A 14,354-nucleotide genomic window follows, 5' to 3' on the forward strand; every position below is an offset into this window, starting at 1 on the left:
AACCATGAGCAACATCAATGACGAAACAGTACGGGCAAAAATGCGAAAGCTTCGCGTATCGACCTTCGCTGATGTCTTCTACGAGATTGTCAACGACGAGGCCTACGCGGATGCGCTACCAGAGGACATCTTCCTCGCAGCAGTCGAAGAGGCCTACACACAGCGGCAACAACGCAACATCGCCAAAGCCATCACCCAGGCACAATTCCGATACCCGGACGCGAGCCTTGCTGAAGTCACCCGAGCAGAACAACGCGGCATCAACATGCGCCAACTGAAACGAATCGCGGCGACCAACTGGCGGGAAAACCCGACCAACATTCACATCCTCGCACCGACCGGAACAGGGAAAACATACATAGTCTGCGCCATCGGCGTCGCCGCATGCCAAGCCGGATACTCCGTGGCCTACTACCGGCTAGACCAACTCGTAGACATGTTGGCGGTCTTCTCACCGACTGACCAAAACTACCTCGATAAGATGCGGAAACTGATCAATGTCGATGTCCTTATCATCGACGATTTTATGACCATGAGCATCAACCAGCGCGGGCAAGAAGACCTGAGCAAGATCATATTCGACCGCGACGGTCGGCTCCCAACACTGATCTCCTCCCAATCGGCCGCCGCCTATTGGGTCGAAGCCCTCCCCGACAGAGTCGGAGCCGATTCACTCGTTAGCCGCCTCAACAACGGCCACCGAATCCGCATCGGAGACTTCGACATGCGCAAGGCCACCGCCCCAATAGAACCGGACGAATAAGACAAACAGCCGGGCCAACTCCGTCGGCCCGGCCCCGGTACCAACTACCCGGAACACAGCAGTACCGGGTCTCCGGAACACCGGTACCAAAAACCCGCATCTGACACCATCATCGACCTGTACTCACGCGCCGTGATCGGCACGTTGGTCACCCACCGCGAAGACGCACGCGGTGTATCCAAACTCTTCGACGACATCTTGACGCGCTACCCCACAGTGCAAACCGTGCACTCCGACAACGGGGCAGCTATGCGAAGCAACGCCTTAAAGCGAGTGTTCGCCAAACACGACGTTGACGCATCGTTTAGCCGGCCGGCAACAAGCAACGACAACCCCCAGATGGAGTCACTGTTCCACACCATGAAGGGATTTGCGTACTACCCGAAAGCCTTCGCCGACATCGACGCCGCCACCCAATGGGTAGCCCGCTTTACCAGGCACTACAACAACCGGCCCCACAGCGGCATCAACGGCTACACCCCGCAAAGCGTGCTCGACGGTACCTGGAAGCAATACGAAACCAACCGCATCAACGCAGCACGTGCCGCACTCGAAGCCGGACTCATCACCGCAATGCCCAAAACACCGACCGGACTACCCAAAGAGGTCACCATCATCCGCACAACCACCAAAACCCGCCCACAATCACCCACACTTACCGTCGCCTGAACCAGAAACTGTTCACAACCACTTGACACAAAGCGACGCCAACGCTCCGGCTTCTCCCACCTGGGGAAATGCCGGAGCGTTGTCGATTTGTGCAAACGGGGGCGCGCTAGCGGGCGCGGCGGGCGAGGTGCTCGGTGTCGACGATGAGCACGCTCTTGCCCTCGAGGCGGATCCAGCCGCGGTGGGCGAAGGTGGCCAGCGCCTTGTTCACCGTCTCGCGGGAGGCGCCGACGAGCTGGGCGATCTCTTCCTGCGTCAGGTCGTGGTTGACGCGCAGGGCGCCGCCTTCGTGGGTGCCGAAGCGGTTGGCCAGCTGCAGCAGCGTCTTGGCCACGCGGCCGGGCACGTCGGTGAAGATGAGGTCCGCAAGCGACGCGTTTGTGCGGCGCAGGCGGCGGGCCAGTACGCGGAGGAGCTGCTGGGAGATCTCCGGGTGGGTGTCGATCCAGGTGCGCAGCATGGTGGAGTCCATGGTGGCGCAGGTGACTTCGGTGACGCACACTGCGGAGGAGGTGCGTGGACCCGGGTCGAAGATAGACAGCTCGCCGAACATGTCCGACGGGCCCATCACGGACAGCAGGTTCTCGCGGCCGTCCGGGGCGTGGCGGGCGAGCTTAATTTTGCCGTCGACGATGATGTAGAGGCGGTCGCCGGGTTCGCCTTCGTCGAAGATGGTGGTGCCTTTGGGGAAGGTCACCGTGTCCATCTCGTTGATTAGCGCGGCTACTGCTTCCGGGTCCACGCCCTGGAAAATGCCGGCGCGGGCGAGTGTGTCCTGTACGCCTTCCATGAATCCTCCTCGGTTGGGACGGCCAGGGGGCAGTGGTTGCAGTCACTTTCGCGTAACTTTTTGGCAGCCGTCACAGTGCGTTTTGCACTTTACCACCCATGCGCGGTCTTGGTCAGGTGGTTGGCCAAGTTGGTGTTAATCCACCACGCGCGCCTCGAGCCGCTCCATCGCCAGCGGGAACGCTCCGAGCACTACCGGGATCAGCAGCACGAGAATCACATTCATAGGTGTCATTTTACGCCACGCATAACTAGCATGTCGGTCATGTCCTCCACCACGCCGAAAAAACACCGCCGCCCCGGATCCCATCCGGCGGCGAAGGGGGCGGAGACGGACATCGGCCGCACGAGGAGGGCCCGCCGGATCAACCGCACGCTGGCGGAGACGTTCCCGGACGCGCACGCTGAGCTGGACTTTTCCAACCCGCTGGAGCTGCTAGTGGCGACGGTGCTTTCGGCGCAGACCACGGACGTGCGCGTCAACATGGTCACCCCGGCGTTGTTTGCCAAGTACCCCACCGCCCACGCGTACGCGGAAGCCGATCAAACCGAGGTGGAGGAGCTTATCCGTTCCACCGGTTTCTACCGCTCGAAGGCGAAAAACCTCATCGGTTTAGGCCAGAAGCTGGTGGCGGATTTCGGCGGGGAAGTGCCCACCAAACTCGAGGATCTGGTGACGCTTCCGGGCGTGGGCCGCAAGACGGCGCACGTGGTGCGCGGCAACGCGTTCGGCATGCCGGGGCTGACGGTGGACACGCACTTTCAGCGGCTGGTCAAGCGCCTCATGCTCACCGAGGAAACGGATCCGGTGAAGATCGAGCACGCCATCGCCGGGCTCATCGAGCGCCGCGAGTGGACCATGTTCTCCCACCGCATCATCTTCCACGGCCGCCGTATCTGCCACGCCCGCAAACCGGCGTGTGGCGTGTGCCCGATCGCGTTCGACTGCCCGAGCTTCGGCGCCGGCCCCACCGATCCGGAGGCGGCCTCGGACCTGGTCACGGGCCCGGAGCGCGACCACATCCTGGGGCTTGCATGAAGCGCGCGATCTGGGTGAGTGTTGCGGTCATCGTCGCGGTGACCCTGCTCGTGGTGGCGGGCGCGCGCAGTTTGCTTGTCGACGATCAACCAACGGGGGACCCTGTGGCCGTCGAGAAGCAGGTGCCTCAACGGCCGGACTGCCCGGCTGGGCTGGACCTGCCGTGCCTGGGCGGGGACGTGGCCGGCGAGGCCAAGGAAATCACCGTGGTCAACGTGTGGGCCTGGTGGTGCCAGCCGTGCCGCGCGGAGCTGCCGGCAGTGGAGGAGTTCGCGCGCACGCACCCGGAATACACGGTGGTGGGCGTGCACGCGGACCAAAACGCGGGCAATGGCGCGGCACTGCTGGAGGAAATCGGGGTGGATCTGCCCAGCTACCAGGACGACTCGGGCGCCTTCGCCGCGGAGCAGGGCCTGCCGCCGGTTGTGCCGGTGACGGTGGTGCTGCGCGGCGGCGAGCAGGTGGCGGTGTTTGCCAAGGAGTTCACCTCGGCTGAGGAGCTCGCCGCGGCTGTCGAGGGGGCGCTGTAGATGGACGCGCCGCTGCGCCCGGACCGCGCGCCGCGGTGGCTGAAACCCCTGCTAGAGGCCATCGAAGACGGCGGTGCGGGAATCCCGCGCCGGCTGCTGTCGCCGCGCGTGCTGCAACAAGACGGCGCGGACCAGGCCGCCGTGTTGATCCTGTTCGCCGGCGACCCGCGCGCGACCGAGCTGCCGGAGGACGCGCGGGTGCTGATCACCCACCGCACCCCGCGCATGCGCAGCCACTCCGGCCAGATGGCGTTTCCCGGCGGCCACATCGACCCCAGCGACGGCGGGCCCGTGGATGCCGCGCTGCGCGAAGCGTGGGAGGAAACCGGCCTGGACCCGGACCGGGTGATCCCGCTGGCCATGCTGGACGCGGCCACCACCGGCGGCAGCAACCGGCGCGTGCGCTCCGTGGTGGCGTTCACCCCGGAGCCCGGCGAGGTCTATCCGGCCAGCGAGGAGGAGACCGATGCGGTGTTTTTCGTGCCGGTGCGGGAGCTCGTGGACCCGCAGAACCGGGCGATGCTGGGCATCAAGGAATGGTCGGGGCCGGCGTTTTGGGCAGGCGAGTTTCTGGTGTGGGGCTTTACCGGCGTGCTGCTCGCCGTGGTGCTGAAGCTGGGCGGCTGGGTGCGGCCCTGGGACGAAAAGCCCGGCGACTTGCGGGCTGCGCTGGCGCGTTCTGCCAACCGTGAGCGGTAACATCACCGGAATGCACCTGGTTATCGACGTCCTGCTCGCGCTCGCCGTCGTCGCCGCCTGCATCAGCGGCTGGCGCCAGGGGGCGCTCTCCGCGGTGCTTTCCGCAATCGGCGTGGTGGCGGGCCTGGTCATCGGGCTTGCGCTGGCACCGTTCGTCCTGGACTTGTCGGAGTCCCAGACGGTGCGCATTGTGCTGCTCATCGCCCTGGTCGTGCTGTTTGTGGGCCTGGGCAACCTGGTCGGCGTCACCGTCGGCGCCAGCCTGCGCGGGCGTGTGCGCTCCCGGGGCCGCCGCGTGCTGGATTCCGCGCTCGGCGCGACGTTCCAATCGGTGGCGGTGGCTGCGGTGCTGTGGTTCATCTCCATCCCGCTGGCGGCCTCGGTGCCGGGCGAGATCGGCGACGGCATCCGCTCCTCCCGCGTCTTCGGCACCATCAACGCCGCCGCGCCCGAGTCCGCCTCGAAGCTGCCGGCGAGGTTCGCCGCGCTTCTCGACGAATCCGGGCTGCCGCCGTTGGTCTCCCCCTTCCATTCGCTGGGCGGGGCGCAGGTAGCGGCGCCGGATGGGTCCGTGGTGGAGCCGGAGGTCGTCGAGAAGCTTCGCCCCAGCGTGGTGCACGTGATGGGGGACGCGGAAACCTGCCGGCGGCGCCTGATGGGCACCGGTTTTGTCATCGAGGACGGCTACGTGCTCACCAACGCGCACGTGGTGGCCGGCACCGAACGGGTGGCCCTGGACACTGTGGTGGGAGTCAAGCCCGCGCAGGTGGTGCTGTTTGACCCGGACACCGACATCGCGGTGCTGCGCGCCGAGGAACTGGGCCTGCCGGAGCTGCGCTGGGCCGAAGACGAGCTGGCGGTCAGCGACAGCGCCGTGGTGATGGGCTACCCCAAGTCCGGCCCGTTCGAGGCGGCGCCGGTGCGCATCCGCGGCAAGCTGGAAATCGCGGGCCCGGACATCTACACCACCGGGCGCGTGGAGCGCGAGGCGTACACCATCCGCGGCAACATCCGCCAGGGCAACTCCGGCGGGCCGCTGCTCACCCCGGGAGGCGAAGTCGCGGGAATGATCTTCGGGGCGTCCCTGGACACCTCAGAAACGGGATACGCGCTGACTGCACACCAGGTGCAGCAGCGCGTAGGGGATGTGCGGAGCTTAACGCGCCCCGCGGATACGCAAGCGTGCGTTAGCGGTTAACGGCGGTGGAGCCGGTGCGCGGCAGCGAGGAGCCCGTGCCGGAGGAGGTGTAGAGGCCAGCCTCGTCCTTGGCCAGGTTCTTCTGCGCCTGGCCCGGCTTGAGGTTCTTCAGCTCGTTGACGGACTCGATGGTCTTCTCCGGCGCCTTGATCTTCTTGATCTTCTTGAAGCCGATGAAGGCGAGCAGGCCAGCCAGCGCCAGCATGACCAGGAAGACAATCAGGAACGCCCAGCCGCGGTGCATCCAGGACGCGAGCATCTCCGCGATGGCGAAGAAGAGGAAGAAGGAGGAGTACAGCGCGATCACGCTGGCCACGGCGAACAGGCCGCCGCCCATGGCGCCCTTCTTCACCTCGCCGACGACCTCGGCCTTGGCCAGCTCGATCTCGCCGCGGACCAGGGTGGAGACCTGCTGGGACGCGTTGGAGATCAGGGTGCCGATGGAGTCGTTGCCCGGCTGGGTGGCGTAGGTGTCGCGCAGCGGGATGGAGTCCACCTTGGCGTTCACGGCGGTGGAGCCGCTGGTGTAGAGGCCTTCGTTGCTCACTTGTAGTTCACCTTCCTGGGTGGCTTTTATACGGCACCCGGGAAGGTGCCTGGAAATTCTTCACACGATGTTAGCGATGTATGGAGGTATTTGCCCGAATCGGGGTAGAAAAGTCACGCGGTTTTACGCCGAGCGCTTGTCGTCCTTGCCGCCGCCCATGGCGCGGGCGATGAGGACACCGGCGACTGCCAGGGCGGTCACGCCAGCGATCACGCCCGCGCCGATGCCCACTTCGCGCGCGTTCGGCATCTGGAACAGCGGCTCCGGGTTTTTGAAGGTGCGGGCCTGCCAGCCGTTGGCCAGCGCGTGTTTCTTCAGCGCCCGGTCCGGGTTCACGGCAACCGGGTTGCCCACCAGTTCCAGCATGGGGATGTCGGTGGCGGAGTCGGAGTAGGCGTAGCTGTGGTCCAGGTCGAAGTCGTGCTCGGCGGCGAACTGTCGCACCGCCTCGGCCTTCGCGTCGCCTTTGAGGTAGCGGGTGATTTCGCCGGTGAGCTTGCCGTTTTCCTCGGCCATTTCGGTGGCGACCACGGTGTCCACTCCGAGTTCGTCGGCGATCGGCTCCACCAGGATCGCAGCCGAGGCCGAGATGATGATGACGTGGTGGCCGGCGTTCCTGTGGTCGTCGATAAGCTGGCGCGCTTCGGCGTAAATAGCGGGGGCGACCACCTCGCGCAGGGTGTCGCGGGTGATGCGCTGGATGGTTGCGACGTCCCAGCCGGCGACCATCTGCGCGAGCGCGTCGCGGGTGGAGTCCATCTTCTGGCTGGACTGGCCCACCAGCATGTACTGGGCTTTGGTGAGGTAGAGCTCCCAGGCTTCCTGTCGGGTGATCATCCCGTTGTTCAGGAATTCTCTGCCGAAGGCGAACGCGGATGACGTCGCAATGATCGTCTTATCCAGGTCGAAGAAGGCCGCCACCGGCTTGTTAGCAGACATACCCCTGCAGTGTAGCCCCCTAACCCTACGGCTGCGTAGCTAAGGCCTGTGAAACTAGTGTGACGCGTGGGGCGACTTATCCACAGTGGAATTGTTGAAGCGTCCGCAAACAGGGTGGGTTATCCACAGAAAAAATTTTGCCCATTGTTTCCGGGTTGTGGCGGTTGCACGCTACCGCCATGACACACACAGACACAGGCCCCATCGTCGTCGCGGTCGCGGACCCGGCGCTGCACTCCGAAGCCATCCACATCGCCGCCGCAACAGGCCGCAAGGTCATCGACGCCGCCGACGACACCCAGCTCGCCCGCCACGCTCCCAAGGCGCATGCCTTGCTTATCGACGACCACCGGGCCCCCTCCTTAAGCACCCAACCACGGGGACCGAACGTGTTCACCGTGGTCGCGGACACCGCCCCGGCCGCGACGCGCGAGGACGTCTTCGCCCTGCCCGCCCAGGCCGCGGACGTGCTGCGCAGCATCGGCGCGCTGGCGCTGGCCCCGGCCGTGGCGGCCGCGAGCGGAAAGGTGGTCGCCGTGCTCGGCGCGTGCGGCGGGGCGGGCGCGTCGGTGCTCGCCGCGGCGCTGTGCCGGGCGGCGGGCAACGCCACGCTGGTGGACGCCCACCAGCTCTCCGGCGGCCTGGACCTGTTGCTGGGGCTAGAGAGCACGCCCGGCGCGCGCTGGGGCGAGATCGACTTCGCCGCCGGCGGGGCGGTCTCGCGCGCGGAGTTGCGCGGGGCGCTGCCCGCCGGCGAGGACGGCACCGCGCTGCTGACGTTTCCGCGAACAACCGTGGCGGACCCGTTCCGGCTGTCGCTGGAGGAGCTCAACGCGGTGGTGCACGCCGCCGGCACGGACGGGCTGACGGTGGTGGACGCCCCGCTTGCGCTGCTGCCGGACCGCTGCGACCTCGCCGTGGTGATGCTGCGGCCCGAGCTGCGCGCGGCCGCTGCCGCCGCCCGGATCGTCGCCGAGTGCAACGCCGCCGGGGTGGCCAACGCGCTGGTGCTGCGGCACAGCGAGTGGGCCTCGCTGGAGCCCGCTCAGGTGGAGGACACGGCGAAAGCGTCCGTGATCGCGCAGGTGCAGCAGGTCCGCGGGTTGACCAAGCAGCTGGACCAGGCCGGCCTGCCGGCGAAGCTGCCGCGCACGCTCAACCGCGCCGCCGAGGCAGTGCTGGGGGAGGTGGCCTAGATGGACGAGGTGCTCGCCCGCGTGAAGCGCCGCCTGGCCGACGAGCCGGCTCAGCCCGACCCGGCGCGCATCGCCGCGATCATCCGCGAAGAAGCGGTGGTGATCAGCGACATCGGGGTGCTCGACATCATGCGCAAGCTTCGCGACGACACCACGGGCGCCGGCCCCCTAGAAGCCATCCTGGCGGATCCTGCCGTGACCGACATCTGCGTCAACGCCCCGGACGAGGTGTACGTGGACACCGGCCAGGGGCTGGAGCGCTCGGGGTTGACGTTCGACTCGGAGGCCTCCGTGCGACGGCTCGCCACCCGCCTGGCCGTGAGCTGCGGGCGCAGGTTGGACGACGCGCAGCCGTTCTGCGACGGGCACGTCACCCGCGACGACGGCACCCTGCTGCGCTTCCACGCCGTGCTCGCCCCGACCGCCCAGGCGGGCACGTGCATTTCCCTGCGCGTGCTGCGCACTGCCTCGGCCACGCTCGACGATCTGGTGGCGCGTGGCGCGCTTGACGAAAAGAGGGCGGCGCTGGTGCGGGGGATCGTCGCAAAGCGAAAGGCATTCGTGGTGGTCGGCGGCACCGGCTCCGGCAAGACCACGTTGCTGTCCGCGCTGCTGGCGGAGGTGGACCCGGCCGAGCGCATCGTGGCCATCGAGGACACACTCGAGCTGACCCCGGGCCACCCGCACGTGGTGAACCTGACCAGCCGCGGCGCCAACGCCGAGGGCGCCGGCGCGATCACCATCGCGGACCTGGTGCGCCAATCGCTGCGCATGCGCCCCGACCGCATCGTCGTTGGCGAGATCCGCGGCGGGGAAGTGGTGGACCTGCTCGCCGCGTTAAACACCGGCCACGACGGCGGGGCCGGCACCCTGCACGCCAACTCCATCGAGGAGGTGCCCGCCCGCTTCGAGGCGCTCGCGGCACTCGGCGGGATGGACCGCGCCGGGCTGCATGCCCAGCTCGCCGCCGCCATCGACGTGGTGCTGGTGGTCAAACGCCGCACCGACGGCACCCGCTACCTGCAGCAGATCGGCGTGCTCGAGGGCGAGCCGGTGCGCGCGAAGGTGGTTTGGGACGCCGAGCGCGGCGAGCTGGACGGCTACGAGGATCTCGCCCGATGATCACCGTGATTCTGCTCGCCTGCGCTGTCGCCGTCGCCGCGCCGTCGCCCGCGTACCGGGTGGTCGAGCGCACCCTAAGCCCCGCGCCCAGGCTTATCCCGGCCACCGTGGCGGTTGCGGGCATCGGCGCGGTGGTGTTCGGCCGCGTCAGCCTCGTGGTCGCCGCGGCCATGGCCGGCGCGACGCTGGTGCACGTGCTGCGCGCCCGCCGCGACGACAGGGCCGCCCGGCGGCGCAGCGCGGCGGCCGCGACGTACCTCGGGGCAGTGTCCACCAACCTGCAGGCAGGCGCCGCCATGCCGGACGCGCTGGCGCGTGCCGCCGAGCAGGCGCCAGCCCCGCTGCACACGGAAGCCGCCCGCCTGACGCAGCTCGCCCGCTCCGGCGCGCCGCTGGAGACACACGTGCCGGAGCTTGAACGCCTCGGCACGCTCTGGGCGCTGTCGGCCTCGCGCGGGGTGCCGCTGGCGAAGCTGGTCGCCGCACTCCGCGACGACATCGACCACACCAACCGACACCGCGACGCCACCCGCGCCGCCCTGGCCGGCCCGCAAACCACCGCCGCAGTCCTCGCACTGCTGCCTGTTGCCGGGGTGCTCATGAGCACCGCGATGGGCGCGAACCCGCTGGCGTTTCTCACCGGCGGCGGGCTCGGCGGGGCGCTGTTGGTGGTGGGCACCGCGCTGGTGTGCGCAGGCGTGGCAGTCTCGCGCCGCATCATCGAGGGGGCCAGCGCATGATCGGCCTTATCCCCGCGCTGCTTGTCGCCGCGGCACTGTGCGTCGCGCCTGCCGGACCCGGCGGCCGCGTCACCGCAACCACGCCGAAGGCGCCCCGCGACGGCCCCGAAACGGCCGACCCGGAGCGCTGCGCCAGCGACATCGAACTGTTCGCGGCATGCGTCTCAGCGGGCCTGCCCGCCGCCACCGCGGCGGCTGCGGTCGCCGACACCCACGGGACACGCAGCCCGTGGCACACCGTGGCCTCGCTGACGGCGCTGGGGGTCGAACCCCAGCGCGCCTGGGCCGAGATCCGCCACCTGCCGGGCGGCGAGGATCTCGCCGGGCTTGTTGCCCTATCCGCCACCTCCGGGACCTCGCTGGCCGCGGGCTGCGGGCGTATCGCCGCCCAACTGCGCGCGGGCGCGGGGGACCGGGCCAAAGCCAAAGCGGAACGCGCGGGCGTGCTCATCGCCATCCCGCTCACCGCGTTTTTCCTGCCGGCGTTTTTCGTCCTCGGGCTCGCGCCCGCGGTGATCAGCCTCGGCACCTCACTGATCAACTAGAAGGAGTTTTCCCATGTCTCACCTCAATTCCGCACTCACTGCTACCTACCTGTACGCTGCCTCCAGAGCACAAAAAATGCGCTCTGACCAGGGGATGTCCACCATCGAATACGCCTTTGGCAGCCTCGCGGCCGCGGCGCTTGCCGGTGTGCTCTACCTCGTGGTCAACGGCGACGCCGTCACCAACGCCATCGAAAGCGTCATCACCGACGCGCTGAGCAACACGCCGGGCTAATGAGCACCGTCGAAACCGCGCTGTCGCTGTCGGCCCTCGTGGTGGTCACAGCCGCGATCGTGGGCGGGATCGCCACCGCTGCCGCCTACATCACAGCGGTGGACATCGCGGGCGCCGCGGCCCGCGCCCACGCTTTGGGGGTGGACTACGCCGCGCCCCGCGGCGACGTCTCCGTCACGGAAAACGCGGGCCTGGCCACCGCGGCGGCCTCGGTCCCGGCGCCGATCGGCACCATGCGCGCCACGGCCGTGTTCCCGGTGGAGTTCTGATGCGTCTGCTTTCCGACGAAGGCTCCGCCACCATCACCGCCACCGGCATCATCACGTCAGTAGTTTCGCTGGCACTGGCGGTGGTGGCGCTCGGGGTGCACACCTCCGACACGCACCGGGCCCGGGTCGCGGCGGACCTAGCCGCCGTGGCCGGCGCGACCGCGATGTACCGGGGCGGTGACGCCTGTGCCACAGCGGACCGCACCGCGGAGCTCAACGGCGCGCGCGTGGTCTCCTGCGAGGTCACAGCTGGCGACGTCGTGGTGGCCGCCACCCGCCGCCGGGCGGAGGCCGCTGCCCGCGCTGGGCCCTAGCGTGGCTTTTCACCAGCCGTCATGGTCACTAGCGCGCCGAGCAGCTTCAACGCGGCGCGCTTGTCCAGCGGTTGGTTGCCGTTGCCGCACTTCGGCGACTGCACGCACGACGGGCAGCCGTCCTCGCAGCCGCAGGAATGCACGGTCTCCCAGGTCGCCTCGATCCACTCGTGGAAGCGGGCGAAGCCCTCGTCGGCGAAGCCCGCGCCGCCCGGGTGGCCGTCGTAGACGAACACCGTCGGCAGCATCGTGTCCGGGTGCAGTGCGGTGGACACGCCGCCGATATCCCAGCGGTCGCACGTGGCCAGAAGCGGCAGCAGCCCGATCGCGGCGTGCTCGGCGGCGTGCAGCGCGCCCGGGATCTCGCCGGCGGTAATGCCCAGCTCGTCCAGCACCATCGGGTCGATCGTGTACGCCACCGCGCGGGTGACCAGACGCTGCTCGGGCAGGTCGAGGGGGATGTGTTCGCTGACGGTGCCGTCGGAAAGCCGCACCACGTAGCCGGTGACTCGGTCGATGACCTCCACGTCGACGCTTGCCACCCACAGCCCCGGCGAGGGGTTGACCAGCTGGTGGGCCTCACCCAGGATCGTGATGTCCGTGGTCGAGCGCGCCTGCGTGGAGTAGTCCGGCCTCTCCGGCGCCACGAGTGCCACGTAGTCGTCCAGATCCAGCGCCTGGACCACGAAGTACTCGCCCTGGTGGATGTAGACCGCCCCGTCGTGCACCTGGCTCATCGCGCGCGCCGCGTCCACGGTGCCGAGCAGCCGACCGTCGGCGACGTCCACGATCATCACCTGCTCGCCCACACCGCCGCGCAGCGACACCGAAGCGTGCGCCGACTCCGGCGTGATCTCGCCGTCCAACTGCGGCACCGCGAACCAGCCCGCCGGCCGGCGGCGCAACAAGCCCGCAGCAGTCAGGTCGTCCACCACGTCGCGGGCACCGAAGGCCTCCACGTCCGCCTCGCTCAGCGGCCGTTCCACTGCGGCGCAGTACACGTGGCCGCGCAGAATGAACGGGTTGGTTGGGTCGAACACGGAATTTTCCACCGGCTTGCCCAGAAGCGCCTCCGGATGGTGGACCAGGTAGGTGTCCATCGGCTCGTCGCGCGCCACCAGCACCGCCACCGAGCTCTGCCCGCGACGGCCCGCGCGCCCCGCCTGCTGGCGAAACGACGCCACCGTGCCCGGAAACCCCGCCATCACCACCGCGTCCAGCCCACCGACGTCGATGCCCAGCTCCAGCGCGTTCGTGGACGCCACCCCCAGCAGCTCACCATCGTCCAGGCGGCGCTCCAGCTCGCGGCGGTCCTCCGCCAGATACCCCGCCCGGTACGGCGCGACACGCTCGGCCATATCCGCGCGGCCCGCCGCCGACAGGTGCTCCTGGGTGCGCATCGCCACCGTCTCCGCGGCGCGCCGGGACCGCACGAACGTCAACGTCCGCGCGCCCTGCAGCAACAGCTCAGCCGACACCGATGCCGCCTCCGCGGTGGCGGGGTAGCGCACCGGCGCGCCGCCCTCGCCCTCGGCGCCCTCGATGAAACCGGGCTCCCACAGCACGATGGTGCGCTCGCCGGAAGGGGCGGCGTCCTCGGTCACGGCCACAGCCTCGCGCCCGCTCAGCCGGCGGGCCTGCCCCGCCGGGTCCGCCGCGGTGGCCGACGCGTAGATCAGCGTCGGGGAAGACCCGTACGCGGCAGCGATGCGCAGCAGCCGCCGCAGCACCAAGGCCACGTTCGCGCCGAACACGCCCCGGTAGGTGTGGCACTCGTCCACCACCACGTACTTCAAGTGCCGCAAGACCCGCGCCCACCGCGCGTGCGAGCCCAACACGGACGCGTGCAGCATGTCCGGGTTGGTGAACACGTAGCGCGCGTGCTCCCGAATGCCCGCGCGCGATTCCGTCGGCGTGTCCCCGTCGTACGGCGCCGGGTGGATGCCCTCCAGACCCGCGCCTTGCACCATCCGCAGCGTGGCCTGCAGCTGGTCCGAGCCCAGCGCCTTCGTCGGCGTCAGATACACCGCGCACGCCGTCGGATCCTGCGCCAGCGCGGTCAGCACCGGCAGCTGGTAGCCCAACGACTTGCCGGAGGACGTCCCCGTCGCCACCACCACGTCCTCACCGCGCCACGCATGCTCTGCGCACAGGGCTTGGTGGAGGTAGGGGGAAGCGAAGCCTTCGTCGATAAGCAATTGCTTCAACCGCGGCTCCACCCACCCAGGCCACTCGCTGTAGCGGGCCTGACGTGCGGGGACATGCTCGACATGCGTGATCGTCGCCGCAGGGTGGCGGCGCTTCAGCGCGCCGAGCAGCTCGGTGCCAAACGGGGAAACCATAATCACCGGAAAGTATGCCAGTTCCCAGTGCTAAGGCCCGCACTTCATGGCACACTGGGTGGCGGTCACAGATTTTGTGTGCGCCCGAAGCGGTGCTCGCGAGGATTGTGCACGCGGGCACCAGGACCCGTTAGGCCCTGGTGGACGACATCTCTACGCAAATTTTTGAAAGGTTTCACCATGGCAACCGGTACCGTGAAGTGGTTCAACGCCGAAAAGGGCTTCGGCTTCATCGCCCCGGACGACGGCTCCTCCGACGTCTTCGTCCACTACTCCGAGATCCAGGGCTCCGGCTTCCGCACCCTGGAAGAAAACCAGCAGGTCGAATTCGAGGTCGGCGAGGGCGCCAAGGGCCCGCAGGCGCAGCAGGTGCGCGCGCTCTAAGCACACTTTGCTTATCGACGGGGCTACCGCTCGG

Annotated in this window: 18 protein-coding genes; 14 read left to right on the forward strand and 4 right to left on the reverse strand. The window is 68.4% G+C overall.

Going from position 1 to position 14,354, the window contains the following annotated elements; all coding sequences use genetic code 11:
• The first annotated feature begins 4 nt into the window (after window positions 1-4).
• Entirely contained in the window at window positions 5-763 is a 759-nt protein-coding gene (locus ACX1NL_RS00870; protein ID WP_092100363.1) for an ATP-binding protein, read from the forward strand.
• Window positions 764-895: 132 nt separating this feature from the next.
• Entirely contained in the window at window positions 896-1,432 is a 537-nt protein-coding gene (locus ACX1NL_RS00875; protein WP_458898380.1) for a transposase, read from the forward strand.
• Between the two features lie 106 nt (window positions 1,433-1,538).
• Here ACX1NL_RS00875 and glxR read toward each other — a convergent pair whose 3' ends face one another.
• Window positions 1,539-2,222: a CRP-like cAMP-activated global transcriptional regulator GlxR gene (gene glxR / locus ACX1NL_RS00880; protein WP_034996942.1), complete on the reverse strand. Its 684-nt coding sequence runs from the start codon at window positions 2,220-2,222 to the stop codon at window positions 1,539-1,541.
• Between the two features lie 264 nt (window positions 2,223-2,486).
• Between glxR and nth the strand changes: the two genes are divergently transcribed.
• The 4 genes from nth to ACX1NL_RS00900 are packed head-to-tail and all read left to right on the forward strand — an operon-like array spanning window position 2,487 to window position 5,687.
• The gene (nth, locus tag ACX1NL_RS00885; RefSeq protein WP_181890111.1) at window positions 2,487-3,260 is read left to right on the forward strand and encodes an endonuclease III; all 774 of its coding nucleotides are present in this window, start codon (window positions 2,487-2,489) and stop codon (window positions 3,258-3,260) included.
• Window positions 3,257-3,790, forward strand: coding sequence for a TlpA family protein disulfide reductase (locus tag ACX1NL_RS00890; protein WP_458898381.1), 534 nt, complete (start codon window positions 3,257-3,259; stop codon window positions 3,788-3,790). Before nth ends, ACX1NL_RS00890 begins: the two co-directional genes overlap by 4 nt.
• Window positions 3,791-4,489, forward strand: a complete 699-nt coding sequence (locus ACX1NL_RS00895; protein WP_301612590.1) for an NUDIX hydrolase — start codon at window positions 3,791-3,793, stop codon at window positions 4,487-4,489.
• Between the two features lie 10 nt (window positions 4,490-4,499).
• Window positions 4,500-5,687 (forward strand): MarP family serine protease, encoded by a 1,188-nt coding sequence (locus tag ACX1NL_RS00900; RefSeq protein WP_239356003.1) that lies wholly within the window; start codon window positions 4,500-4,502, stop codon window positions 5,685-5,687.
• On the opposite strand, the gene ACX1NL_RS00905 is transcribed toward ACX1NL_RS00900, so the two are convergent.
• Window positions 5,677-6,234, reverse strand: coding sequence for a phage holin family protein (locus ACX1NL_RS00905; RefSeq protein ID WP_458898384.1), 558 nt, complete (start codon window positions 6,232-6,234; stop codon window positions 5,677-5,679). The genes ACX1NL_RS00900 and ACX1NL_RS00905 overlap by 11 nt on opposite strands.
• 123 nt (window positions 6,235-6,357) lie before the next feature.
• Window positions 6,358-7,173 carry an HAD family hydrolase gene (locus tag ACX1NL_RS00910; RefSeq protein WP_458898385.1) on the reverse strand — a complete coding sequence of 272 codons (816 nt, stop codon included), beginning with the start codon at window positions 7,171-7,173 and terminating at the stop codon, window positions 6,358-6,360.
• A 179-nt stretch (window positions 7,174-7,352) separates the two neighbouring features.
• Here ACX1NL_RS00910 and ssd point away from each other — a divergent pair, with 179 nt between their 5' ends.
• The 7 genes from ssd (at window position 7,353) to ACX1NL_RS00945 (ending at window position 11,594) form a co-directional block, all read left to right on the forward strand.
• Window positions 7,353-8,369, forward strand: a complete 1,017-nt coding sequence (ssd, locus tag ACX1NL_RS00915; protein ID WP_269952106.1) for a septum site-determining protein Ssd — start codon at window positions 7,353-7,355, stop codon at window positions 8,367-8,369.
• The gene (locus ACX1NL_RS00920; RefSeq protein WP_269952107.1) at window positions 8,370-9,491 is read left to right on the forward strand and encodes a TadA family conjugal transfer-associated ATPase; all 1,122 of its coding nucleotides are present in this window, start codon (window positions 8,370-8,372) and stop codon (window positions 9,489-9,491) included.
• The gene (locus tag ACX1NL_RS00925; RefSeq protein WP_458898386.1) at window positions 9,488-10,231 is read left to right on the forward strand and encodes a type II secretion system F family protein; all 744 of its coding nucleotides are present in this window, start codon (window positions 9,488-9,490) and stop codon (window positions 10,229-10,231) included. Before ACX1NL_RS00920 ends, ACX1NL_RS00925 begins: the two co-directional genes overlap by 4 nt.
• Window positions 10,228-10,776 carry a type II secretion system F family protein gene (locus ACX1NL_RS00930; protein ID WP_458898387.1) on the forward strand — a complete coding sequence of 183 codons (549 nt, stop codon included), beginning with the start codon at window positions 10,228-10,230 and terminating at the stop codon, window positions 10,774-10,776. Before ACX1NL_RS00925 ends, ACX1NL_RS00930 begins: the two co-directional genes overlap by 4 nt.
• A 76-nt stretch (window positions 10,777-10,852) precedes the next feature.
• Window positions 10,853-11,011, forward strand: a complete 159-nt coding sequence (locus tag ACX1NL_RS00935; protein ID WP_228496346.1) for a DUF4244 domain-containing protein — start codon at window positions 10,853-10,855, stop codon at window positions 11,009-11,011.
• A complete protein-coding gene (locus tag ACX1NL_RS00940; protein ID WP_458898388.1) occupies window positions 11,011-11,280 on the forward strand; it encodes a hypothetical protein in 270 nt (89 codons plus the stop codon). The genes ACX1NL_RS00935 and ACX1NL_RS00940 overlap by 1 nt, the downstream gene beginning before the upstream one ends.
• On the forward strand, window positions 11,280-11,594 hold the full coding sequence (locus ACX1NL_RS00945; RefSeq protein ID WP_458898389.1) for an Rv3654c family TadE-like protein: 315 nt from the start codon (window positions 11,280-11,282) through the stop codon (window positions 11,592-11,594). Before ACX1NL_RS00940 ends, ACX1NL_RS00945 begins: the two co-directional genes overlap by 1 nt.
• Here ACX1NL_RS00945 and ACX1NL_RS00950 read toward each other — a convergent pair.
• Complete coding sequence (locus ACX1NL_RS00950; protein WP_458898390.1) at window positions 11,591-13,936, reverse strand: DEAD/DEAH box helicase; 2,346 nt, start codon at window positions 13,934-13,936, stop codon at window positions 11,591-11,593. The two genes, ACX1NL_RS00945 and ACX1NL_RS00950, sit on opposite strands and share 4 nt — an antisense overlap.
• 180 nt (window positions 13,937-14,116) lie before the next feature.
• Between ACX1NL_RS00950 and ACX1NL_RS00955 the strand changes: the two genes are divergently transcribed.
• Window positions 14,117-14,320, forward strand: coding sequence for a cold-shock protein (locus ACX1NL_RS00955; RefSeq protein WP_034996968.1), 204 nt, complete (start codon window positions 14,117-14,119; stop codon window positions 14,318-14,320).
• Window positions 14,321-14,354 lie beyond the last annotated feature (34 nt).

The sequence above is a fragment of the Corynebacterium sp. CQ3829_602738 genome, from assembly GCF_054478435.1.

Bases quoted from the DNA above. Each gene is read 5' to 3' on its own strand.
- nth (WP_181890111.1), top strand. From the start codon at position 2,487: ATGTCCTCCACCACGCCGAAAAAACACCGCCGCCCCGGATCCCATCCG.
- ssd (WP_269952106.1), top strand. From the start codon at position 7,353: ATGACACACACAGACACAGGCCCCATCGTCGTCGCGGTCGCGGACCCG.
- ACX1NL_RS00940 (WP_458898388.1), top strand. From the start codon at position 11,011: ATGAGCACCGTCGAAACCGCGCTGTCGCTGTCGGCCCTCGTGGTGGTC.
- ACX1NL_RS00925 (WP_458898386.1), top strand. From the start codon at position 9,488: ATGATCACCGTGATTCTGCTCGCCTGCGCTGTCGCCGTCGCCGCGCCG.
- glxR (WP_034996942.1), bottom strand. From the start codon at position 2,222: ATGGAAGGCGTACAGGACACACTCGCCCGCGCCGGCATTTTCCAGGGC.
- ACX1NL_RS00895 (WP_301612590.1), top strand. From the start codon at position 3,791: ATGGACGCGCCGCTGCGCCCGGACCGCGCGCCGCGGTGGCTGAAACCC.
- ACX1NL_RS00910 (WP_458898385.1), bottom strand. From the start codon at position 7,173: ATGTCTGCTAACAAGCCGGTGGCGGCCTTCTTCGACCTGGATAAGACG.
- ACX1NL_RS00950 (WP_458898390.1), bottom strand. From the start codon at position 13,936: ATGGTTTCCCCGTTTGGCACCGAGCTGCTCGGCGCGCTGAAGCGCCGC.
- ACX1NL_RS00935 (WP_228496346.1), top strand. From the start codon at position 10,853: ATGCGCTCTGACCAGGGGATGTCCACCATCGAATACGCCTTTGGCAGC.
- ACX1NL_RS00930 (WP_458898387.1), top strand. From the start codon at position 10,228: ATGATCGGCCTTATCCCCGCGCTGCTTGTCGCCGCGGCACTGTGCGTC.
- ACX1NL_RS00955 (WP_034996968.1), top strand. From the start codon at position 14,117: ATGGCAACCGGTACCGTGAAGTGGTTCAACGCCGAAAAGGGCTTCGGC.
- ACX1NL_RS00890 (WP_458898381.1), top strand. From the start codon at position 3,257: ATGAAGCGCGCGATCTGGGTGAGTGTTGCGGTCATCGTCGCGGTGACC.
- ACX1NL_RS00900 (WP_239356003.1), top strand. From the start codon at position 4,500: ATGCACCTGGTTATCGACGTCCTGCTCGCGCTCGCCGTCGTCGCCGCC.
- ACX1NL_RS00870 (WP_092100363.1), top strand. From the start codon at position 5: ATGAGCAACATCAATGACGAAACAGTACGGGCAAAAATGCGAAAGCTT.
- ACX1NL_RS00945 (WP_458898389.1), top strand. From the start codon at position 11,280: ATGCGTCTGCTTTCCGACGAAGGCTCCGCCACCATCACCGCCACCGGC.
- ACX1NL_RS00920 (WP_269952107.1), top strand. From the start codon at position 8,370: ATGGACGAGGTGCTCGCCCGCGTGAAGCGCCGCCTGGCCGACGAGCCG.